The organism is Streptomyces sp. NPDC031554 (genome assembly GCF_055580685.1).
This window is the reverse complement of record NZ_JBVIKX010000005.1, coordinates 509077-530024: the sequence shown is the minus strand read 5'-3', so window position 1 is coordinate 530024 and position 20948 is coordinate 509077. Positions and strand designations below refer to the sequence as shown.

Below are 20948 nucleotides of genomic sequence, written 5' to 3'. Positions count from 1 at the left end.
GGTGCGCCCGTGACCGGTGCGCTCGGAACCGGTGGGCTCGGAACCGGTGGGCTCAGGACCGGTGCGCTCAGAACCGGTGGGCGTCGACCTCGGCCAGGTAGCGCGACCGCAGTTCCTCGTCGTCCTCCAGGAAGGCGGCGAGGAAGGAGTTGCGGGCCAGTTCGCGCAGCCGCTCCTCGCCCAGGCCCAGTTCCGCGCGCACGGCGTCGAAGTTGTCGCCGGCGTAGCCGCCGAAGTAGGCCGGGTCGTCGGAGTTGACCGTGCAGAGCAGCCCGGCGTCGAGCATGGCGGGCAGCGGGTGGTCGGCGAGGACGTCGACCGTGCGCAGCCGGACGTTGGACAGCGGGCACAGCGTCAGCGGGATCCGCTCCCGCACCAGCCGCTCCACCAGCGCCGGGTCCTCCGTGCAGCGCAGGCCGTGGTCGACGCGCTCGACCCCGAGGACGTCGAGGGCCTCGGTGATGTACTCCGGCGGCCCCTCCTCACCGGCGTGCGCCACCCGCCGCAGGCCGAGGGCGGCGGCGGCCTCGTAGACCTCGCGGAACTTCGCGGGCGGGTGCCCGACCTCCGCCGAGTCCAGCCCGACGCCGGTGATCCGGTCGAGGTACGGCTTCGCGGCGTCCAGGGTCTCCAGCGCCGACTCCGCGGACTCGTCGCGCAGGAAGCACATGATCAGCCGGGTGGAGACGCCGTGCCGCGCCACGCTGTCGCCGAGCGCCCGCCACAGCCCCTCGACGACCGTGCCCATCGCGACGCCCCGGGCGAGGTGGGCCTGCGGGTCGAAGAAGATCTCCGCGTGCCGCACGCCCTGCGCGGCGGCGCGCGCGAGGTAGGCGTCCGCCAGGTCCTCGAAGTCCCGCTCGGTGCGCAGGACCGCCATCAGCCCGTAGTACAGGTCCAGGAAGGACTGGAGGTCCTCGAACCGGTAGGCCTCGCGGAGCGCCTCGGTGTCGGCGTGGGGCAGCGCGACCCCGTTGCGGGCGGCCAGTTCGAAGGCCAGCTCCGGCTCCAGGGTGCCTTCGATGTGCAGGTGCAGTTCAGCTTTGGGGAGGGGCATCAAAGCATCGTACGGGTGTTTTACCGGCGTTTCGGAACCGGCACCCGCAGCAGGTCGTACGCCACCGTCAACTCCCCCTCGAACCCGGCGGCCCGTGCCTGCCGCTCGAACTCGGCGGGTTCGCCGTAGCGCTGGCTGAAGTGGGTGAGCACGAGGTGGCGGACGCCTGCGTCGCGCGCGACCCGTCCGGCCTGGCCGGCGGTGAGGTGGCCGTGGTCGTCGGCGAGCCGTTCGTCCTCGTCGAGGAAGGTCGACTCGATGACCAGCAGGTCGCAGCCCTCGGCCAGCTCCCCCACGCCGTCGCACAGGCGGGTGTCCATGACGAACGCGAAGCGCTGCCCGCGCCGCACCTCGCTGACCTCCTCCAGCGACACCCCGCCGACCGAGCCCTCGCGCTGGAGGCGGCCGACGTCGGGGCCCCGCACGCCGCGCGCCGCGAGCAGGTCGGGCAGCATCCTGCGGCCGTCGGGCTCGGTCAGCCGGTAGCCGTAGGACTCGACCGGGTGGGAGAGCCTGCGGGCCTGGAGCGTGTACGACGCGGTGACGGCGAGGGGCCCGTCGCCGTCGACCGGGACCTCGGTGACGCCGACGGTCTCGCGGTAGGCGGTGGCGTACCGGAGCCGGTCGAAGAAGCGCTGCCCGGACCGCGGGAAGTGGGCGGTCACCGGGTGCGGGACCCGGTCCAGGTTGACGCGCTGGATCACCCCGGCGACGCCCAGGCAGTGGTCGCCGTGGAAGTGCGTGACGCAGATCCGGTGCAGGTCGTGGGCGGCGACCCCGGCCCGCAGCATCTGGCGCTGGGTGCCCTCGCCGGGATCGAAGAGGATGCCCTCGCCGTCCCAGCGCAGGAAGTAGCCGTTGTGGTTGCGGTGCCGGGTCGGGACCTGGCTGGCGGTGCCCAGGACCACCAGTTCACGTACGGACACGGGTCAGCCGGGGGGCCACTGCAGGCCGCGGCCGCCGAGGACGTGCGCGTGGGCGTGCCAGACGGTCTGGCCGGCGCCGGCACCGGTGTTGAAGACGATGCGGTAGCTCTCCAGCTTCTCGTTGTCGGCGACCGCCCGCGTCTCGCGCAGGACGTCCGCGGCGAGCTCGGGCGCCTCGGCGGCGAGGGCGGCGGCGTCCACGTGGTGTGCCTTGGGGATCACCAGGACGTGGGTGGGCGCCTGGGGGTTTATGTCCCGGAAGGCGATGGTCGTCCCGGTCTCCCGCACGATCGTCGCCGGGATCGTCCCCGCCACGATCTTGCAGAACAGGCAGTCGTCCTGCGGCTCGCCTGGCATACGGGTGGCTCCTCACGCCGGTTCGATCAGTACGGAGGCATGGTAGCGAGCGCCGGCCCGGTCCGGCCCGTCCGGCGTTCGAGGACGAGGCGGTCCGGGCCGGAGCGGAGGGCCGGCGCGGCCGCCCGGGGACGGCCGCGCCGACACCGGCGGGGCTACGGCCGCGGCAGCGTCGGGGCCGTCCTGGCCGGCGTCTCCTCCAGCGCGAGCAGCGCCAGCCGCACCGCCTCCTCCAGCTGCACGTCCCGGCCCGCCGCGTGGTCCTGGGGGCGCGTCACCACCTCCACGTCCGGGTCGACGCCGTGGTTCTCCACCCCCCAGCCGGGGCCCTCCAGCCAGATCGCGTACCTGGGCTGGGTGACCAGCGTCCCGTCGACCAGCCGGTACCGGCTGTCGATGCCGATCGTCCCGCCCCAGGTGCGGGTCCCGACCACCGGCCCGATGCCCAGCGCCTTGACCGCCGCGTTGACGATGTCCCCGTCGGAGCCGGAGAACTCGTCGGCGACCGCGACGACGGGCCCGCGCGGCGCGTCCTCCGGATAGCTGTACGGCCGCATCCCGCGCGGCACGTCCCAGCCGACGATCCGCCGCGCCAGTTTCTCCACGACGAGCTGGGAGGTGTGCCCGCCCCGGTTCTCGCGGACGTCCACGACGAGGCCCTCGCGGGCCACCTCCACCCGCAGGTCGCGGTGGATCTGGGCCCAGCCGGGGGCCTGCATGTCGGGCACGTGGAGGTAGCCGAGCCGGCCGCCGGACGTCTCGTGCACGTACGCCCGCCGTTCCGCGACCCAGGCGTGGTAGCGCAGCGGCTCCTCGTCGTCGACGGGGACGACGACGGCGTGCCGGGGCTCGCCCCCGCCGGCCGGCGACACGGTCAGCTCGACGGCCTTGCCCGCCGTGCCGACGAGGAGCGGTCCGGGTCCGGTGACCGGGTCCACGGGGTGGCCGGCGACGGCGAGGATGGCGTCGCCCGCGCGCACCGCGACGCCGGGTGCGGCGAGCGGGGAGCGGGCGTCGGGGTCGGAGGTCTCCGACGGCAGGATCCGGTCGATGCGCCAAGCACCGTCGTCGTGGCGGGAGATGTCGGCGCCGAGCAGCCCCTGGCGGGCGCCGCCGCCGTGGCCGCCGGGGACGACGTAGGCGTGCGAGGTGCCGAGTTCGCCGTGCACCTCCCACAGGACGTCGACGAGGTCGTCGCGGGTGGCGACCTTGTCGAGGAGCGGGCGGTAGCGGTCCAGGACGCCGTCCCAGTCGATCCCGCCGAGGTCGGGCCGCCAGAAGTTGTCCCGCATGAGGCGTCCGGTCTCGTCGTACATCTGGCGCCACTCGGCGGCCGGGTCGACGCTCTGGCGGACCCGGCCGAGGTCGACGGTGAGGTTGGTGTCGCTGTCCTCGTCGCCGGAGGCGCGCCGGTCACCGGGGACCACCCTGAGCTTGCCCTCGGACCGCAGCAGCAGCCGTTTGCCGTCGCCGCTGACCTCGAAGGCGTCGGCGTCGGGGGCGAGGTGTTCGAGGCGCTGCCGGACGAGGTCGTAGCGCTCCAGCTCGGTGCTCGGGCCCGGGTCGTCGGGGGTGGCGCGGGAGGCGCCGAGGACACCGCGCACGGGATGGCGCAGCCACAGCACGCCGTCCCTCGCGGCGCGCAGCCCCGAGTAGCGGCCGGCCTCGACGGGGAAGGGCACGATCCGGTCGGCGAGCCCCTCCAGGTCGATCCGGGTGACCGGGGTGCCCTCGCTGTCGGGGGTCTCGTCCTTGTCGGGGGCCTCGAAGGGGCGGCCGTGCCGCTGCGGGCCGAACGGCGAGGGGGTGGTCGCGGCCAGCGGGATGAGGTACGGGCGGGCTCCCTCGACGAAGGAGAGGTCGAAGGCGTGCTCGTCGTAGACCGGGTCGAAGGCGCGTGTCGACAGGAACGCGAGGTGCTTGCCGTCGAGGGTGAAGGCGGGCGCGTAGTCGTGGAAGCGCAGCGGGGTCGCCTCGGTGACCGACAGGTCCGCGGTGTTGGCCAGCTTGATCCGGCTGAGCGGGCGCGGGCCGGGGTGCGACCAGGCCAGCCAGGCCGAGTCGGGTGAGAAGACGAGGCCGCCGACGTCGCCGTCCTCGCTGCGGTCGACCTCGCGGACCTCGCCGGTCTCCCGCTCCACGAACAGCAGCCGTCCGTCGTGCGCGGCGACGGCGGCCCGGCTGCCGTCGGGCGCCATGGCCAGTTCCACCACCCGGCCGAGGCGTCCGGCGGCCAGCCGGCGCGGAGTGGCGCCCGGTGCCGGGCCGGTGGCGGGGGCGAACTCCAGGGCGTCCTCGCCCTCGGCGTCGGTCACCCACACCACCCATTCCTCGCCCTCCGTGCGGAAGGTGCGCGGCAGCCGGGCCCGCACACCGGGTTCGGCGGCCAGGGCGCGGGCGGGGCCGTGCCGGTGGGTGACCCAGTGGACGGCGCCGCGCACCTCGACGGCGCTGCCGCGCGCGGTGTGGTCGGGGGTCGCGGAGCCCAGCCAGCGGGCGGCGGACACCGGGTGCGGCCGCCGGTCGGTGCGCTGCCCGCCGAGCCGGATGTCGAGGCGGCGCGGCTCGGCGCCGTCGAGATCGTCCAGGATCCACAGTTCACCGGCGGAGCAGTACGCGACGCGGCTGCCGTCCCCTGCCGCGTGCCGGGCGTAGAACGTGTCGAGGGGCGTGTGGCGCCGCAGGTCGGAGCCGTCGGCGAGGGAGGAGTACAGCGCGCCGATGCCCTCGTGGTCGGAGAGGAAGGCGATGCGCTCGCCCGCCCACACCGGGTGTTCGATGTTGCCGTCGAGGTCCTCGTGCAGCCGCGTGAACTCGCCGTCGCCGTCCCGGTCGATCCACAGCTTGCCGGCCGTGCCGCCCCGGTAGCGCTTCCAGTGGGCGGCCTCGCGTCCCATGGTCGCGGACACCAGCACGGTGTGCGGGCCGAGGGCGACCCCGCCGACGGGCCCGTACGGCAGGGTGGTGGCCGGTCCGCCGTCGAGCGGGACCGCGCGGGCCCAGCTGCGGCGCCCGCTCGCCTGGTCGTGGGTGCTCAGCACGAGCACCCGGCCGTCGGGGGTCCAGCCGCGCACCCTGGTCTGGGGGCTGCCCCAGTGGGTGAGCCGGGTGGAGGGGCCGCCGTCGACCGGGGCGACGTACACCTCGGGGGCGCCGTCGCGGGTGGAGGTCCAGGCGACGGTGGTGCCGTCGGGCGAGATGCGGGGCAGGGTGACCGGCATGTTGTCGGCGCTGACCCGCCAGGCGCGCCCGCCGTCGAGGGGCGCGAGCCACACGTCGTCCTCGGCGGTGAAGGCCACCGACTCGCCCTGCGGGTGCGGGAACCGGAAGTACGCGGCAGGCGTCACGGGCTGTGTCACCCGATCACTCTAGGCAAGGCGGGGGTGGACCGACAGGGGTTCCGGCCGGTTGCCCGCGCGGGTCACTTGGTGCCGGTGGACCCGCAGCGGGGGTCGTCCTCGCACCGGACGGTCCGGGTGACGGTCACGGTGACCGTGGGACGCGCGGGTTCGGCGGGCCGCGCGGAGTGGGGCGGGGCGAGCGGCGAGGGGGTGGCGGACCCGCAGTCGCCGAGTCCGCCCACCCGGAACAGCTGCTTGTCGCCGACGTCCGCACGGAGGTCGCCGCGCACGCAGGAGCCGTCGACGGCGCGCGTGACGCGGCCGGTGACGGTGATGTCCCGCCCGTCGCCGGTCTCCCCCTCGCAATCGACCGAGGCGACGGTCTCCCGGCCCCCGGAGGCGCCGCCGTCGCCGTTCTCGGCGGTGCAGGTCAGCCACCGCACGTCGACGTCCCGGCGCTCGATCTCGGCCGTCGCCGCCTCGTCGGTGGTGTACGCCACGGCCGCCGAGCCGATCCCGCCGGGCTCGCACGCCACCGCGCCGGCCACGGCCAGGACCGCCAGCCCCGCCACCGCCGCCGCACGCGTCCCGCGCGTCCGGCCCCGCATCCCCGTCCTCCATGCCCCCATGGAGGGCAGCCTGCCACCGTCGGCGGGGCGGCGGTAGAGCACTTACCGCCATGCGCCGCACCGCCGCCGCCGTCTACGGTGACCGCATGCGCAACCGCCGCCGCCCGAGGAAACTGATCGTCGACGACACGACCGCCTACCTGTGGACGGTCCGGCACCGGCACCGGGACGGCCGGGGCTGCCGGGACGTCCTCACCCTGATCCGGGACGGCGCGCGCACCAGGATCGTCTTCCGTGAGGGCGAGGGCCGTTACGTCGGCGGCGGCGCGTACACGCACGCGGGCGGCGTCGGCGACCGCGCCCACCACCTCGACCTGCACATGCCCGGCACGGTGCGCGCGCTCGTCGACGAGGCCGTCCGCCGCCGGCTGCTGCCGCACGAGGGCGGACGGGAGCGGGAGGTGGACGGCTGGATCCTGTTCGACGCCCTCAGCCGCGCGACGACCGTGCCCGATACCCCGCCGGACTGACCTGGTTCTCGGAGGCGGACGGGCGAGGCCCGGCGGCCGGGCCGGTCAGGACCAGCGGCCGGTCCGGCCCAGGATCAGGGCGGCGGCGGCCGTCCCGGCGGTCGAGGTCCGCAGCACGCTGCGCCCCAGCCGGTACGCCCTGGCGCCGGCCTCCTCGAAGAGCGCCAGCTCCTCGGGGGAGACGCCCCCCTCGGGTCCGACGACGAGCACGATCCGCCCGTCCGCGGGAAGCGGCGCGGTCGCCAGCGGCTCGCTGCCGTAGTCGCGGTCCTCGTGGAGCACGGCCGCGAAGTCGGCCCCGGCCAGCAGGGCCGCCACCTGCTTGGTGGTCGCGGCGTCGGCGACCTCGGGGAAGCGGACCCGGCGGGACTGCTTGCCCGCCTCGCGGGCGGTCGCCCGCCACTTGGCGAGCGCCTTCAGCCCGCGGTCGCCCTTCCACTGGGTGATGCAGCGGGACGCGGCCCACGGCACGATCGCGTCGACGCCGGTCTCGGTCATCGTCTCGACGGCCAGTTCACCCCGGTCGCCCTTGGGCAGCGCCTGGACGACGGTGATCCGCGGCGTCTCGGCGGGCTCCCGCGTCACCTGGGCCAGCCGGACGACGAGCCGGTCCTTGCCCTCGGCGGCGACGACCTCGCCGCGCGCCCAGCTGCCGGTGCCGTCGGTGAGGACGACCTCCTCACCGGCCCGCAGCCGCTTCACGGAGACGGCGTGCCGTCCCTCGGGCCCGTCCAGCACGAACTCGGCCGGGCCGCCCGGCAGTTCCTCGACGACGAACACGGGGGCGGTCATCGGGCACCGCCCGCCTCGGCCGCGCCGCCCGACGACACCGTCCCGGCCGCGTCGACTTCGGCCGCCAGCACCTCCACCAGCCGTCCGGCGGGCAGGGCCCGGGCCAGCCGGTGTCCCTGGCCGGCCCACAGCGCCATGCCCTGCGCGTCGCCCGCCTTCGCGGCGGCCTTGCGCAGCGGCGAGGTGAGGTGGTGGACGTCGGGGTAGGCGGCGGGCGCGTAGGGGCCGTGCTCGCGCAGGAAGCGGTTGACCAGGCCGCGGGCCGGACGCCCGGAGAAGGCGCGGGTCAGTTCCGTGCGCACGAAGAGCGGGTCGGTGAGCGCCTCCTTGTGCACGGCGGCCGCGCCGGACTCGGGCGTCGCGAGGAAGGCGGTGCCGAGCTGGGCGGCGCTCGCCCCGGCGGCGAGGACGGCGGCGATCTGGCTGCCCCGCATGAGACCGCCCGCGGCGATCAGCGGCAGGCCGACGGCCTCCCGGACCTGGGCGAGCAGCGACAGCAGGCCGATGCCGGAACCGTCGTTCTCCGGGATGTCACGGTGGGTGCCCTGGTGACCGCCGGCCTCCACGCCCTGCACGATCACCGCGTCCGCGCCGGCCCGCTCGACCGCGACGGCCTCCTCGACGGTGGTCGCGGTGACCAGGGTGACCGTACCGGCCCGGCGCAGCGCGGCCAGCGCGTCCGGGGCGGGGACGCCGAAGTGGAACGAGGCCGCCGGCACCGGGTTGTCCAGCAGCACCGCCAGCTTGGCGTCGTAGCCGTCGTCGCGGCCGCTGTCCGGATCGCCCAGCTCGGTCCGGTACCAGGCGGCCTCACCGGCCAGCTGATGCGCGTAGACCTCGACGGCGCCGGTCTCGGCATGGTCGGGCTGCGGCATGAAGAGGTTCACGCCGAAGGGCCGGGAGGTCAGGCTCCGCAGTTGCTTGATCTCCTGGTACATGCCGTCGGCGGTCTTGTACCCGGCGGCCAGGAAGCCCAGCCCGCCCGCCTCGGACACGGCGGCGGCGAGCCGCGGGAGGGAGACGCCGCCCGCCATGGGGGCCTGCACGATCGGGAGAGGGAGGAGATCGGTCAGTGCGGAGGACATGACGGCATCGTGTCACGTCGTCCGCACGAGTTCGAAACCAGCCCGTCCGGCGTCCGCGGACGAGACCGCCCGGGCGGGAAGACCCGGGCGGGAAGCGCGGAACCGGGGGCACCGCCCACAGGAGCGGGCCCGCGGGGACGGGCGGCGGGGCGGGCGGCGGAGCCGGGGAGCCCCACCGCCCGCCCGTCGGCGTCACCGTCCGTTGAACGCGTCCTTCAGCCGGGAGAACAGGCCCTGCTGACCGGGCTGGAACTGGCCCAGGGGCCGCTCCTCCCCGCGCAGCTTCGCCAGCTCCCGCAGCAGCCGCTCCTGTTCGGGGTCCAGCTTGTTGGGCGTCTGGACCTCGACGTGCACGATGAGGTCACCGCGTCCGCCGCCCCGCAGGTGCGTGACACCGCGCCCGTGCAGCGGGATCGACTGCCCCGACTGCGTGCCGGGCCGGATGTCGACCTCCTCGAGCCCGTCGAGCGTCTCCAGCGGCACCTTGGTGCCGAGGGCCGCCGCGGTCATCGGCAGGGTCACCGTGCAGTGCAGGTCGTCGCCGCGCCGCTGGAACTGCGCGTGCGGCAGCTCGTGGATCTCGACGTACAGGTCACCGGCGGGACCGCCGCCGGGCCCGACCTCGCCCTCGCCCGCGAGCTGGATGCGGGTGCCGTTGTCGACGCCGGCCGGGATCTTCACGGTCAGCGTGCGACGCGAGCGCACCCGGCCGTCGCCCGCGCACTCCGGGCACGGCGTCGGCACGACGGTGCCGAAGCCCTGGCACTGCGGGCAGGGCCGCGAGGTCATGACCTGGCCGAGGAAGGACCGCGTCACCTGCGACACCTCACCGCGGCCGCGGCACATGTCACAGGTCTGCGCGGTGGTCCCCGGTGCCGCGCCCTCGCCGCTGCAGGTGCCGCAGACGACCGCCGTGTCGACCTGGATGTCCTTGGTCGTGCCGAAGGCCGCCTCGTCGAGGTCGATCTCCAGCCGGATCATCGCGTCCTGGCCCCGGCGGGTGCGCGAGCGCGGTCCGCGCTGCGACGCCGTGCCGAAGAAGGCGTCCATGATGTCGGAGAAGTTGCCGAAGCCACCGGCCCCGAAGCCGCCCGCGCCGCCGCCCGCCTGGGACAGGGGGTCGCCGCCGAGGTCGTAGACCTGCTTCTTCTGCGGGTCCGACAGCACCTCGTAGGCGGCGTTGATCTCCTTGAACCGCTCCTGGGTCTTCGGATCGGGGTTGACGTCCGGGTGCAGCTCGCGTGCGAGCCGCCGGAAGGCCTTCTTGATCTCTTCCTGCGACGCGTCGCGGCGCACGCCGAGAACGGCGTAGTAGTCCGTGGCCACCTACGACTCCGCCAGGATCTGTCCGACGTACCGTGCCACTGCGCGTACCGCTCCCATCGTTCCCGGGTAATCCATGCGGGTCGGTCCGACCACGCCGAGCTTGGCGACTGCCTCGCCGCCCGAACCGTAGCCGACCGACACCACCGAAGTGGAGTTGAGTCCCTCGTAGGCGTTCTCGTGACCGATGCGTACGGTCATGCCCGAATCCCCCGCCTCGCCAAGGAGCTTGAGGAGGACGACCTGCTCCTCCAAGGCTTCCAGGACGGGGCGGATCGTGAGGGGAAAGTCATGTCCGAAGCGGGTGAGATTGGCGGTGCCGCCGATCATCAGCCGCTCCTCGTTCTCCTCGACGAGCGTCTCCAGCAGTGTGGAGAGCACCGTCGTGACCGTGCCGCGGTCCTCGACCCCGAAGGCGTCGGCCAGGTCCTCGACCAGCCGCGGCACGTCGCTGAAGCGGCGGCCCGCGACCCGGCTGTTCAGCCGTGCCCGCAGGTCCGCCAGCGAGGTCTCGCCGAAGGGCGCCGGGCAGTCCACCATCCGCTGCTCGACCCGCCCGGTGTCCGTGATCAGCACCAGCATCAGCCGGGCCGGCGCCAGCGACAGCAGCTCGACGTGCCGCACCGTGGAGCGCGTCAGCGACGGGTACTGCACGACGGCGACCTGCCGGGTGAGCTGCGCGAGCAGCCGTACCGTCCGGGCCACGACGTCGTCGAGGTCGACGGCGCCGTCGAGGAAGTTCTGGATGGCCCGCCGCTCGGGGGCCGTCATGGGCTTGACGCCGGCGAGCTTGTCGACGAACAGCCGGTAGCCCTTGTCGGTGGGGATGCGCCCGGCGCTGGTGTGCGGCTGCGCGATGTACCCCTCGTCCTCCAGGGCGGCCATGTCGTTGCGGACCGTGGCCGGGGAGACGCCGAGGTTGTGCCGCTCGGTGAGCGCCTTGGAACCCACCGGTTCCTCGGTGCCGACGTAGTCCTGGACGATGGCGCGCAGCACTTGGAGCCTGCGTTCACTCAGCATCCGCGCTCACCTCCAGAAGTCGTCCCCGGTCCCCCCGGGTGCCCCGCCTGGCACTCTTCACATTCGAGTGCCAGCGTCCCCCGGCCCAGTGTACGGCTGTGGGGTACACCCTGGGCAAGGTCGGTCGCCCTGCCGGGCCGCCAGGGCTAGCGTCGCGGTATGACGGTGACTTGGGAAGAGCTGGGATGGGAGCGGGTCGCCACCGGGGTCGGCCGGTGCCGGCTGCCCGGCTGGGACTGCACGGTGGGGCTGGTCGTCGGGGAGGGGCGGGCCCTGTTGGTGGACGCGGGGTCGAGTCTCGCCGAGGGCACCCGGCTGCGGGCGGGCGCCGAGGAACTCGCCGGTCACCGTGTGACGGATCTCGCGCTCACGCACCCCCATTTCGACCACGTCCTCGGGGCGGCGGCCTTCGCGGGCGCGGAGGTCTACGCGGCGGTGGGGGCGGACACGGTGGCGGCGGAGGAACTGCGTGCGGACGCCGTGCGGTGCGGCCTGGACGAGACCGCGGCCACCGAGGCCGCGGACACCCTGGTGCGGCCCCGCCACCCGGTCTGCGGCGAGCGGACGCTCGATCTGGGCGGGGGACGGCAGGCCCTGCTGGCGAACGTCGGTCCGGGCCACACCGCGCACGACCTCGCCGTCCTCGTCCCGGCGGGCCCCGGCTCCCCCGAGGTCGTCTTCTGCGGCGACCTGGTCGAGGAGTCCGGCGAACCGCAGGCCGGGCCCGACGCCGTACCGTCGCGCTGGCCCGCCGCCCTGGACCGGCTGCTGGCCCTCGGCGGCGAGGACGCGCTGTACGTGCCCGGTCACGGCGCGGTGGTGGACGCGGCGTTCGTCCGGGCCCAACGGGACGCGCTGGCCGCGCGTTTCGGCGTGTCGCCGTGACCGCTCCGGAGCTTCTCCTATCGTCGTTCGAATGCGCCCACCCGTCTCCCGCCACCGCCCTTCCAGCGAGGGCCCTTCGGGCCCGCACCGCCGTGTGTACGCCGCCGACCTGACCCCGCCGTGGAAGAAGCAGCGACCCGCCCCCGAGGTCCCCGCGGATCCCGGCCTGGTGGTGGAGGAGGCCGGTACCGGTTTCTGCGGCGCGGTGATCGGCTGCGAGGCGGGCACGGTCACCCTGGAGGACCGCTTCGGCAAGCACCGGGTCTTCCCGCTGGAGCCGCGCGGTTTCCTCCTGGAGGGACGGGTCGTGACGCTGGTCCGCCCGGCGTCGGCGGCTCCGGCGCGGCCCGCCCGGACCGCCTCCGGTTCGGTCGCCGTGCCCGGCGCCCGCGCCCGGGTGGCCCGCGCCGGCCGCATCTACGTGGAGGGCCGGCACGACGCCGAGCTGGTGGAGAAGGTGTGGGGCGACGACCTGCGCGTCGAAGGCGTGGTCGTGGAGTACCTGGAGGGCGTGGACGACCTGCCGTCGATCGTCGCCGACTTCGCCCCCGGCCCCGACGCCCGCCTGGGCGTGCTGGTGGACCACCTCGTCCCCGGCACCAAGGAGTGGCGCATCGCACAGTCCGTGACCGGCGAGCACGCGCTGGTGGTGGGCCACCCGTACATCGACATCTGGGAGGCGGTGAAGCCGTCGGCGGTGGGCATCGCGGCCTGGCCCCGCGTCCCGCGCGGGCAGGACTGGAAGACGGGGGTGTGCCGGGCCCTGGGATGGCCGTCGGAGAACACCGGCGCGGTGTGGCAGGCCGTCCTGAAGCGGGTGGGCTCCTACAAGGACCTGGAGCCGGAGCTGCTGGGAGCGGTCGAACGTCTCATCGACCACGTGACCGTGCCCTGAGACCGGCCGGGTCGTCGGACGCGGCGGGACCCGGTGGGTCGTTCCCCGCGCCCGCGGAGATGGCCCGACAGGCCGCCCCGCGCCCGCGGAGACGACCCGACAGGCCGTTCTCCGCGCCCGCGGAGACGATCCGTCGATCGGCTCGTCCACCCGGCCGGGCGGTTCGTGCTCCCGCCTCCGCGGGGTCTCCCCCTCGGTCCACCCGGTCCCCTCAGTCCACCAGGTCCCGCACCACCGCGTCCGCCAGCAGCCGGCCCCGCAGGGTGAGGACGGCGCGCCCCGCCTCGTAGGGGCCGCCGTCCAGCAGTCCCCGTGCCAGCGCCCGCCGCGACGCCGCCAGCCCGGCCTCCTTCAGCAGGTCCAGCGGAACCCCTTCCCGCAGCCGCAGCTCCAGCAGGATCCGCTCGACCCGGCGGTCCTCCGGCGACAGGACCTCGCGTCCGGCGCCCGGTGAACGGCCGCCCGCCAGGGCCGCCGCGTACGCCCCCGGGTGCTTCACGTTCCACCAGCGCACGCCGCCGACGTGGCTGTGGGCTCCCGGCCCCGCGCCCCACCAGTCGGCGCCCCGCCAGTACAGCTCGTTGTGCAGGCAGCGGCCCGCTCCGGAGGTGGCCCAGTTGGACACCTCGTACCAGTCGAAGCCCGCCGCGGACAGCGTCTCCTCCGCGATCAGGTACCGGTCCGCGTGGACGTCGTCGTCGGTCGTCGGGACCTCGCCGCGGCGGATCCGGCGGGCGAGCTGCGTGCCCTCCTCGACGATCAGGGCGTAGGCGCTGACGTGGTCGGGTCCGGCGCCGAGGGCGGCGTCCAGGGAGGCCCGCCAGTCGTCGTCCGACTCGCCGGGGGTGCCGTAGATCAGGTCGAGGTTGACGTGCTCGAAGCCGACGCCGCGGGCCTCCGCCACGCAGGCCTCGGGGCGGCCGGGCGTGTGGGTGCGGTCGAGGACCTTCAGCACGTGCTGCCGGGCGCTCTGCATGCCGAAGGAGATCCGGTTGAAGCCGCCCTGGCGGAGCGTGGCGAGGTACGCCGGGTCGACCGACTCCGGGTTGGCCTCGGTGGTGACCTCCGCGTCCGCGGCCAGACCGAACTCCTCGCGGATCGCCGCGAGCATCCGGACCAGGTCGCCGGCCGCGAGCAGGGTGGGGGTACCGCCGCCGACGAAGACCGTGCGGACCTCGCGCGGGTCGTCGCCGAGGACCTTGCGGGCCAGCCGGATCTCGTCGATCAGGGTGTCGGCGTAGTTCTCGCGGGAGGCGAGGACACCGCCGGTGCCGCGCAGCTCGGTGGCGGTGTAGGTGTTGAAGTCGCAGTAGCCGCAGCGGCTCGCGCAGTAGGGCACGTGCAGGTAGAACCCGAGGGGGCGGCCGGCGGCCCCGGCGAGCGCGGAGGCGGGCAGCGCGCCGTCGGTGGGGACGGGCTCGCCGTCGGGAAGTGCGGAAGGCATGTCCTCCATTGTCCCGTACGCCGCCCGTAGGTCCCTCGGGTCCGCCGTGCGGCCCCTTCCGGGGGCCGTGCCGCGCGGCGCCCGCGCTACTCGGCCTGGAGCACGAGCAGGGCGAGGTCGTCCTCCGGGGGCCGGCCGCCGAACTCGTGGACCAGACGGCGGATCCGCTCGGCGATCAGCTCCGCGTCCAGCCCCGCGCAGCCGGCGAGGGCGAGGGCGAGGCCGTCGCCGTCGTCGAACTGGCGGGAGCCGGAGCGGCGCTCGGTGACGCCGTCGGTGACGCAGAGCAGGGTGTCGCCGGGCCACAGGTCCAGGGTCTCGCTGACGTACGTGGCGTCCTCGACGACGCCGAGGAGGGTCTGCGGCTGCGCGACCGTGGTCACGCCGCCGTCCGGTCCGAGGAGCAGGGGCAGGGGGTGGCCGGCCGAGGCGAGGGTGCAGCGGACTCCGCCGTCGAAGGGCACGAGCTCGCCGTAGAGGAGCGAGAGGAAGCGGGTCTGCGGCCCGTCGCCGGGGTCCGCCGGGCTGACGAAGGCGCGGGCGGCCGCGTCGGCGGCCTCGGTGGCGTCGTCGAGGAGGAGCTGGTTGAGGCGGTCGAGGACGTCGGCCACGCCGTACCCCTCGCGGGCCAGCAGCCTGAGCCAGGGCCGGGCCAGTCCGATGACCACGGCCGCCTCCGGGCCCTTGCCCTGGACGTCGCCGACCGCGAAGCACCAGCGGCCGTCGCCCGCCGGGAACAGGTCGTAGAAGTCGCCGCTCGGCCCGCCCTGCTCGCGCGGCTCGTGGACGAGGGCGCTGCGCAGGCCGGGGATCTCGGCGACCGCGCCGGGCAGCAGACCGCGCTGGAGGACGGCGCTGATGGTGGCCTGGCGGGCGTACTGGCGGGCGGCGCCGATGGCGAGGGCCACGCGTCGGCCGAGGTCCTCGACGAGCCCGGTGACCTCGTCGGGGAAGCGCGGCAGAGCGGCCCGTCCGATGACGAGGGTGCCGAGCGGGCGGCCGCCTGCGACCAGGCGGTAGGCGAGGGCGGTGCCCCGCGGTCCGAGCGCGCCGCCGGGCCAGGGGTGGACCGCGGGTCCGGAGTCGGGGCTGTCGGGCGGGCGCGGCGGGTCCTTCTCCAGGGCCCGGCGCAGTTCCTCGACGTGGTTCTCGTCGACGTGCCAGACGCGGGTCAGCCGTGCCTGCGGTCCGTCGTCCCAGCCGGCGCGCGGGCCGAGTTCGTCCTCCAGCCGGACCGCGCACCAGTCCGCGAGGCGCGGCACGATCAGCTGGCCGGTGAGCGCGGCGACGAGTTCCTCGTCGAGCTGCCCGGCGAGCAGGTCGGAGGCCTCGGCGAGGAAGGACAGGGCGCCGCGGCCGAGCCACTGGCGGTCGTGTCCGCCGGGCCGGGGGCCGGGGGCGAGGGCCTCGGCGAAGGCGAGGGAGGCGGCGGGTGCGGGGGCGGTGGGGGCCCAGGGTTCGTCGGGGTTCCCGTCGTCGTCCTCCGGACGGGCCGGGAGCCGGGCCCACACGGTCTTCGTCCCCCGGCGGTACGTCACGCCCCACGCGTCGGCCAGCGTGGCCACCAGGCGCAGACCGCGGCCGTGCTCGGGGGTGTCGTACGGCGTGTCGGGGCCGTCGTCGCGGGGCGTGCGCGAGGGGTGGTGGTCGGTGACCTCCACGACGACGGCGCAGGTGTCGGGTCGCTCCGGCTCCGCCTCCAGCCGGCACAGCACGTCGACGTCGGTACCGGCGTGCACGACGGCGTTGGTGACCAGCTCGCTGACGACGAGGGTCGCCTCCTCGCCGAGCCGGCCCGCCAGTTCCCCGGCACCGGGCAGGCCGAGGCCGGTCCACTCGGCGAACGCGGCGCGGACGACGTCACGGGCGGCGCCGGGCGCGAGGGGGCCGCCGGTGAGGGTCGCGCGCGTGTGCGGATGCCCGCCCGCGTGCGCCGGCGCACCACTGGCACGGGACACGGTCTCCCGTTGCGTGGGAATGGCCCCCATTGGACGGCTCCCGGGCGATCGGACGAATCGGGCCTCGGTCCGTGGGCGAGACGTCCCCGGCCGATGCCGACAGGGTGACAGAACGACCGCACTCCTACGCGCTGAGTTACCGAAGTGGGGCGTGATGAGGGGGAACCGGGTTTCGGATGTGTCCGGAAGCAGTCGCTTCGGGGGCGGGATGCGAGCGCTCCGCTTGTTCGTACCGGGGCGGGGGGCGGCGTGTCCGCGGCCGCCCCCGCCCCGAGGTCCCTGCCGGCGGCTACGCCTCGCGCGCCCCGGCGTACATCTCGTCGATCAGGTGCTTGTACTCGCGCTCGACGACCGGCCGCTTCAGCTTCAGGCTCGGCGTGATCTCGCCGTGCTCCACGTCGAGGTCACGCGGCAGCAGCCGGAACTTCTTGATCGTCTGCCACTTCTGCAGCCCCTGGTTGAGGTGCTTCACGTAGCCGTCGACGAGCGCCACCGTCTCCGGCGCCGCCACGATCTCGGCGTACGACTTCCCGCCGAGGCCGTTCTCCTCGGCCCAGCCGCGCAGGGACACCTCGTCCAGGGCGATCAGGGCCGTGCAGAAGTTCCGGTCGGCGCCGTGCACGAGGATGTTGGAGACGTACGGGCAGACCGCCTTGAACTGTCCCTCGACCTCGGCGGGCGCGATGTACTTGCCGCCGGACGTCTTGATGAGGTCCTTCTTGCGGTCGGTGATCCGCAGGTACCCGTCGGCGGACAGCTCGCCGATGTCGCCGGTGTGGAACCAGCCGTCGGCCTCCAGGACCTCCGCGGTCTTCTCGGGCAGGCCGTGGTAGCCCTCCATGACGCCGGGACCGCGCAGCAGGATCTCGCCGTCGTCGGCGATGCGCACCTCGGTGCCGGGCAGTGGCTTGCCGACCGTGCCGGTGCGGTAGGCCTCGCCGGGGTTCACGAAGGAGGCCGCGGAGGACTCCGTCAGGCCGTACCCCTCGAGGATGTGGATGCCGGCACCGGAGAAGAAGTAGCCGATGTCCGGCGCGAGGGCCGCGCTGCCCGAGATGCACGCGCGCAGGTTGCCGCCGAACGCCTCCCGGATCTTCGCGTAGACGAGCGCGTCGGCGACCTTGTGCTTGGCGCCGAGCGCGAAGGGCACGGAGGCCGTGCCGGTGCGCCGGAAGTTGTCCTGGGCGGCCTTGGCGTACTCGCGGGCGACCTCGGCGGCCCACTGGAAGATCTTGTACTTGGCGCCGCCGCCGGCACGGGCCTTCGCGGCGACCCCGTTGTAGACCTTCTCGAAGATGCGGGGGACGGCCGCCATGTACGTCGGCCGCACGACCGGCAGGTTCTCGATGATCTTGTCGACGCGGCCGTCCACGGCGGTGACGTGCCCGGCCTCGATCTGGCCGGAGGTCAGCACCTTGCCGAACACGTGGGCGAGCGGCAGCCACAGGTACTGCACGTCGTCGGGGCCGATCAGGCCGGTCGCGGCGATCGCCTTCGCCATGTACGCCCAGTTGTCGTGCGGGAGACGCACGCCCTTGGGGCGGCCGGTGGTGCCCGAGGTGTAGATGACGGTGGCGAGCTGCTCCCTGGTGATCGCGCCGACCCGCTCCTTGATCAGCTGCGGCTCCCGCTCCAGGCGGGCGGCACCGCGCTTCTCCAGGTCGTCGAGGGTGAGGATCCAGTCGGCGGTCTCCACCCCGGCCGGGTCGATCACCACCACGTGGGTCAGCCCGGGCAGCTCCTGGCGCTTCTCCACCGCCTTGGCGACCTGGGCCGCGTCCTCCGCGATCAGCACCCGGCTGCCGGAGTCGGAGAGGATGAACGCCGACTCCTCGACGTTGGTCTGCGGGTAGACGGTGGTCGTCGCCGCGCCCGCGCACATGATGCCGAGGTCGGCGAGGATCCACTCGACGCGGGTGGAGGAGGCGAGCGCCACGCGCTGCTCGGGCTGCACGCCCAGCTCGATCAGGCCGGCCGCGACGGCGTGGACCCGCTCGGCGGCCTGCGCCCAGCTCAGCGACTTCCAGTCGTCCGGGCCCTCGCCCGACGGCGCCGGCACGGGGTAGCGGTAGGCCTCCGCGTCCGGCGTGGCGGCCACCCGCTCCAGGAAGAGGCCCGCGACGGACGGCGGACGGTTCTCGATCAGTGTCTGTGTGTCGCTCACGACATCCTCCGGGGCCCGCGACGGTGCGGCTGGCTCGGTGCGGCTGTTGACGATGCGGCCGGCTCGGTGCGGCTGTTGTTTAACTCACGAGTAACTATCGAGCAGGGATCAGAGTAGAGGGCGACTGGCCTGCACGTAAGGGGCCACGGACTGTCACTTTTTACACAACGACAACCCGGTGACGGGGCGGGGCCCGCCGCGCTACAGCGCGACGGGCCCCGGAACCGGCGTGTCGGCGGGTTACTTCTTGCCCTTGCCCGAACCCGCGTTCTCGTCGCTGCTGAGCACGGCGATGAAGGCGTCCTGCGGAACCTCCACGGAACCCACCATCTTCATCCGCTTCTTGCCTTCCTTCTGCTTCTCCAGCAGCTTGCGCTTGCGGGAGATGTCGCCGCCGTAGCACTTGGCGAGGACGTCCTTGCGGATGGCGCGGATGGTCTCGCGGGCGATGACCCGCGAGCCGACGGCGGCCTGGATGGGCACCTCGAAGGCCTGCCGCGGGATCAGCTCGCGCAGCTTGGCCACGAGCCGCACGCCGTAGGCGTACGCGGCGTCCTTGTGGGTGATCGCCGAGAAGGCGTCGACCTTGTCCCCGTGCAGCAGGATGTCGACCTTGACCAGGCTGGAGGTCTGCTCGCCGGTGGGCTCGTAGTCCAGCGACGCGTAGCCGCGCGTCTTCGACTTCAGCTGGTCGAAGAAGTCGAAGACGATCTCCGCGAGGGGCAGCGTGTAGCGGATCTCGACCCGGTCCTCGGAGAGGTAGTCCATGCCGAGCAGGGTGCCGCGCCGGGTCTGACACAGCTCCATGATCGAGCCGATGAACTCGGTCGGCGCCAGGATGGTGGCGCGCACGACCGGCTCGTACACCTCGTTGATCTTGCCCTCGGGGAACTCGCTCGGGTTGGTGACGGTGTGCTCGGTGCCGTCCTCCATGACCACGCGGTACACCACGTTCGGCGCGGTGGCGATGAGGTCGAGGCCGAACTCGCGCTCCAGCCGCTCCCGGATCACGTCGAGGTGCAGCAGGCCCAGGAAGCCCACGCGGAAACCGAAGCCGAGGGCGGCGGAGGTCTCCGGCTCGTAGACCAGCGCGGCGTCGTTGAGCTGGAGCTTGTCCAGGGCGTCGCGCAGCTCCGGGTAGTCGGAGCCGTCCAGCGGGTACAGGCCCGAGAAGACCATCGGCTTGGGGTCCTTGTAGCCGCCGAGCGCCTCGGTCGCGCCCTTGTGCTGGCTGGTGATGGTGTCACCGACCTTGGACTGGCGGACGTCCTTCACGCCGGTGATCAGGTAGCCCACCTCGCCGACGCCGAGGCCGTCGGCCGCCAGCATCTCGGGCGAGTTGGTGCCGATCTCCAGCAGTTCGTGCGTGGCGTTCGTGGACATCATCCGGATCCGCTCACGCTTGTTGAGCTGCCCGTCGATGACACGGACGTACGTGACCACACCCCGGTAGGAGTCGTACACCGAGTCGAAGATCATCGCGCGGGCGGGCGCGTCCTTGACCCCGACCGGCGCCGGGACCTCCCGCACGACCTTGTCGAGCAGCGCGTCGACGCCGACACCGGTCTTGGCGGAGACCCGCAGCACGTCGTCCGGGTCGCACCCCACGAGGTTCGCCAGCTCCTCGGCGAACTTCTCCGGCTGCGCGGCCGGCAGGTCGATCTTGTTGAGCACGGGGATGATCGCGAGGTCGTTCTCCATCGCCAGGTAGAGGTTGGCGAGGGTCTGGGCCTCGATGCCCTGGGCGGCGTCCACGAGGAGGATGGTGCCCTCGCACGCGGCGAGCGACCGCGAGACCTCGTAGGTGAAGTCGACGTGCCCCGGGGTGTCGATCATGTTGAGGATGTGCGTGTTTCCGGGGTCCTGGGTCGGAGCCCACGGCAGACGCACCGCCTGGGACTTGATCGTGATTCCGCGCTCACGCTCGATGTCCATGCGGTCGAGGTACTGAGCACGCATCTGCCGCTGCTCGACCACACCGGTCAGCTGGAGCATCCGGTCGGCGAGGGTGGACTTGCCGTGGTCGATGTGCGCGATGATGCAGAAGTTGCGGATCAGTGCCGGGTCGGTACGGCTCGGCTCGGGCACATTGTTAGGGGTCGCGGGCACGCAGGGTCCTGTCTCTTGAGGCGCCTTATGCCTCGGGTCGGATCGATACGTAGGTTCCATGGTCCCACGCGCGGCGACCGGGGACCGGTTTGGGCCGTTCCCGGGCCCGCTGGTAGTCTGGGTGGCTGTGTCTCATGCCCTCTCAGCGCGAGGCACACTCAAGAAATCACCTGGTGCGGGACCCGAGCGGCCCCGTGCCTGAACCTGCAAAGGCTCTTTCGTGGCGAACATCAAGTCCCAGATCAAGCGGATCAAGACCAACGAGAAGGCTCGGCTGCGCAACAAGGCCGTCAAGTCCTCCCTGAAGACCGCGATCCGCAAGGCCCGCGAGGCCGCTGCCGCGGGTGACGTCGAGAAGGCCACCGAGCTGCAGCGCGCTGCCGCGCGTCAGCTCGACAAGGCCGTCTCCAAGGGCGTCATCCACAAGAACCAGGCCGCCAACAAGAAGTCGGCGCTCGCTTCGAAGGTCGCGACCCTCAAGGGCTGAACTCTC

17 protein-coding genes are annotated in these 20948 nt (G+C 73.7%); 4 read left to right on the top strand and 13 right to left on the bottom strand.

Going from position 1 to position 20948, the window contains the following annotated elements; translation table 11 throughout:
- Positions 1–67 precede the first annotated feature (67 nt).
- The 5 genes from ACZ5FU_RS17030 to ACZ5FU_RS17010 form a co-directional block, all read right to left on the bottom strand.
- Positions 68–1057, bottom strand: coding sequence for an adenosine deaminase (locus ACZ5FU_RS17030; RefSeq protein ID WP_451528255.1), 990 nt, complete (start codon positions 1055–1057; stop codon positions 68–70).
- Positions 1058–1077: 20 nt separating this feature from the next.
- Complete coding sequence (locus ACZ5FU_RS17025; RefSeq protein WP_451528254.1) at positions 1078–1983, bottom strand: ribonuclease Z; 906 nt, start codon at positions 1981–1983, stop codon at positions 1078–1080.
- Positions 1984–1986: 3 nt separating this feature from the next.
- The gene (locus ACZ5FU_RS17020) at positions 1987–2340 is read right to left on the bottom strand and encodes an HIT domain-containing protein (protein ID WP_468836071.1); all 354 of its coding nucleotides are present in this window, start codon (positions 2338–2340) and stop codon (positions 1987–1989) included.
- A gap of 155 nt (positions 2341–2495) precedes the next feature.
- The gene (locus ACZ5FU_RS17015) at positions 2496–5699 is read right to left on the bottom strand and encodes a S41 family peptidase (protein ID WP_468836078.1); all 3204 of its coding nucleotides are present in this window, start codon (positions 5697–5699) and stop codon (positions 2496–2498) included.
- 62 nt (positions 5700–5761) lie between these two features.
- On the bottom strand, positions 5762–6310 hold the full coding sequence (locus ACZ5FU_RS17010) for a hypothetical protein (RefSeq protein WP_451528251.1): 549 nt from the start codon (positions 6308–6310) through the stop codon (positions 5762–5764).
- Between the two features lie 50 nt (positions 6311–6360).
- On the opposite strand from ACZ5FU_RS17010, the gene ACZ5FU_RS17005 reads away from it, so the two are divergent.
- Positions 6361–6780 carry a hypothetical protein gene (locus ACZ5FU_RS17005; RefSeq protein ID WP_451775733.1) on the top strand — a complete coding sequence of 140 codons (420 nt, stop codon included), beginning with the start codon at positions 6361–6363 and terminating at the stop codon, positions 6778–6780.
- Between the two features lie 45 nt (positions 6781–6825).
- Here ACZ5FU_RS17005 and ACZ5FU_RS17000 read toward each other — a convergent pair whose 3' ends face one another.
- The 4 genes from ACZ5FU_RS17000 to hrcA form a co-directional block, all read right to left on the bottom strand.
- Complete coding sequence (locus ACZ5FU_RS17000; protein ID WP_451528250.1) at positions 6826–7572, bottom strand: 16S rRNA (uracil(1498)-N(3))-methyltransferase; 747 nt, start codon at positions 7570–7572, stop codon at positions 6826–6828.
- Positions 7569–8657 (bottom strand): nitronate monooxygenase, encoded by a 1089-nt coding sequence (locus ACZ5FU_RS16995; RefSeq protein ID WP_451528249.1) that lies wholly within the window; start codon positions 8655–8657, stop codon positions 7569–7571. The genes ACZ5FU_RS17000 and ACZ5FU_RS16995 overlap by 4 nt, the downstream gene beginning before the upstream one ends.
- A 192-nt stretch (positions 8658–8849) precedes the next feature.
- Entirely contained in the window at positions 8850–9983 is a 1134-nt protein-coding gene (dnaJ, locus tag ACZ5FU_RS16990; RefSeq protein WP_392241235.1) for a molecular chaperone DnaJ, read from the bottom strand.
- The gene (hrcA, locus tag ACZ5FU_RS16985) at positions 9984–11000 is read right to left on the bottom strand and encodes a heat-inducible transcriptional repressor HrcA (protein WP_363088195.1); all 1017 of its coding nucleotides are present in this window, start codon (positions 10998–11000) and stop codon (positions 9984–9986) included.
- Between the two features lie 159 nt (positions 11001–11159).
- On the opposite strand from hrcA, the gene ACZ5FU_RS16980 reads away from it, so the two are divergent.
- Both ACZ5FU_RS16980 and ACZ5FU_RS16975 read left to right on the top strand, forming a co-directional pair.
- The gene (locus ACZ5FU_RS16980; protein ID WP_451775734.1) at positions 11160–11885 is read left to right on the top strand and encodes an MBL fold metallo-hydrolase; all 726 of its coding nucleotides are present in this window, start codon (positions 11160–11162) and stop codon (positions 11883–11885) included.
- 31 nt (positions 11886–11916) lie between these two features.
- Complete coding sequence (locus ACZ5FU_RS16975) at positions 11917–12780, top strand: DUF3097 domain-containing protein (protein ID WP_451528246.1); 864 nt, start codon at positions 11917–11919, stop codon at positions 12778–12780.
- A gap of 211 nt (positions 12781–12991) precedes the next feature.
- Here the strand turns inward: ACZ5FU_RS16975 and hemW are convergent, their stop codons facing one another.
- The 4 genes from hemW to lepA form a co-directional block, all read right to left on the bottom strand.
- Positions 12992–14224 (bottom strand): radical SAM family heme chaperone HemW, encoded by a 1233-nt coding sequence (hemW, locus tag ACZ5FU_RS16970; RefSeq protein ID WP_451775736.1) that lies wholly within the window; start codon positions 14222–14224, stop codon positions 12992–12994.
- An 86-nt stretch (positions 14225–14310) separates the two neighbouring features.
- Positions 14311–16212 carry a SpoIIE family protein phosphatase gene (locus ACZ5FU_RS16965; protein WP_468836093.1) on the bottom strand — a complete coding sequence of 634 codons (1902 nt, stop codon included), beginning with the start codon at positions 16210–16212 and terminating at the stop codon, positions 14311–14313.
- Positions 16213–16471: 259 nt separating this feature from the next.
- Complete coding sequence (locus tag ACZ5FU_RS16960; protein ID WP_451528243.1) at positions 16472–18346, bottom strand: AMP-dependent synthetase/ligase; 1875 nt, start codon at positions 18344–18346, stop codon at positions 16472–16474.
- A gap of 240 nt (positions 18347–18586) precedes the next feature.
- Positions 18587–20455, bottom strand: a complete 1869-nt coding sequence (gene lepA / locus ACZ5FU_RS16955; RefSeq protein WP_451528242.1) for a translation elongation factor 4 — start codon at positions 20453–20455, stop codon at positions 18587–18589.
- 220 nt (positions 20456–20675) lie between these two features.
- Here lepA and rpsT point away from each other — a divergent pair, with 220 nt between their 5' ends.
- Positions 20676–20942 carry a 30S ribosomal protein S20 gene (gene rpsT / locus ACZ5FU_RS16950; protein WP_363088202.1) on the top strand — a complete coding sequence of 89 codons (267 nt, stop codon included), beginning with the start codon at positions 20676–20678 and terminating at the stop codon, positions 20940–20942.
- Positions 20943–20948 lie beyond the last annotated feature (6 nt).

Bases quoted from the DNA above. Each gene is read 5' to 3' on its own strand.
- ACZ5FU_RS17030 (WP_451528255.1), bottom strand. From the start codon at position 1,057: ATGCCCCTCCCCAAAGCTGAACTGCACCTGCACATCGAAGGCACCCTG.
- ACZ5FU_RS17020 (WP_468836071.1), bottom strand. From the start codon at position 2,340: ATGCCAGGCGAGCCGCAGGACGACTGCCTGTTCTGCAAGATCGTGGCG.
- ACZ5FU_RS17010 (WP_451528251.1), bottom strand. From the start codon at position 6,310: ATGGGGGCATGGAGGACGGGGATGCGGGGCCGGACGCGCGGGACGCGT.
- ACZ5FU_RS17005 (WP_451775733.1), top strand. From the start codon at position 6,361: ATGCGCCGCACCGCCGCCGCCGTCTACGGTGACCGCATGCGCAACCGC.
- ACZ5FU_RS17000 (WP_451528250.1), bottom strand. From the start codon at position 7,572: ATGACCGCCCCCGTGTTCGTCGTCGAGGAACTGCCGGGCGGCCCGGCC.
- ACZ5FU_RS16995 (WP_451528249.1), bottom strand. From the start codon at position 8,657: ATGTCCTCCGCACTGACCGATCTCCTCCCTCTCCCGATCGTGCAGGCC.
- hrcA (WP_363088195.1), bottom strand. From the start codon at position 11,000: ATGCTGAGTGAACGCAGGCTCCAAGTGCTGCGCGCCATCGTCCAGGAC.
- ACZ5FU_RS16980 (WP_451775734.1), top strand. From the start codon at position 11,160: ATGACGGTGACTTGGGAAGAGCTGGGATGGGAGCGGGTCGCCACCGGG.
- ACZ5FU_RS16975 (WP_451528246.1), top strand. From the start codon at position 11,917: ATGCGCCCACCCGTCTCCCGCCACCGCCCTTCCAGCGAGGGCCCTTCG.
- hemW (WP_451775736.1), bottom strand. From the start codon at position 14,224: ATGCCTTCCGCACTTCCCGACGGCGAGCCCGTCCCCACCGACGGCGCG.
- ACZ5FU_RS16965 (WP_468836093.1), bottom strand. From the start codon at position 16,212: ATGGGGGCCATTCCCACGCAACGGGAGACCGTGTCCCGTGCCAGTGGT.